This is a genomic window from Microbispora sp. CSR-4, from assembly GCF_008033685.1.
Lineage (GTDB): Bacteria > Actinomycetota > Actinomycetes > Streptosporangiales > Streptosporangiaceae > Microbispora.
On sequence record NZ_VJVX01000282.1, the window covers coordinates 1 to 409 of the forward strand.

Consider the following 409-nt stretch of genomic DNA (forward strand, 5'->3'; position numbering starts at 1 on the left):
CCGGGACGGCGAACGCCGCCACGGCGACCATGGCGACCAAGAGGGTGCCGACAGCCCGCAGAACGGCCAGTGCGGCGAGCAGGGCGGGGGCGCCCTGCGAGCGGTTCTTGGTCGGCAATGGTCTCTCCTGTCTCCGGGTGGGCGTCCGGGGCGCGCGTCAGGTCGGCGCGAGTCCCGGACGCCCACGGTGGGGGGTGTCGTGCCTGTAGATCAGGACTGGTTGAACAGCGACAGCGTGATGGTGGAGTGGTATTCGCCGGCGGCGACGTCGACCGGGGTGCGCAGGGCCAGATCGGCGTTGACCTCCGAAGTGCCGATCTCGTCGGCGGAGTTGGCGGTGGAGACCAGCAGCTCCTGGCCCTCCAGACCCACCGTGGGAGCTCCGGAGCCGTCGGAGATGACGCTGGAG

General features: G+C 70.9%; 1 protein-coding gene. It reads right to left on the reverse strand.

Annotated features, from left to right (window positions below; translation table 11 throughout):
• Nucleotides 1-210: 210 nt before the first annotated feature.
• The coding region (locus FLV34_RS41135; protein ID WP_222709824.1) for a hypothetical protein at nt 211-409 on the reverse strand (199 nt) is incomplete at its 5' end.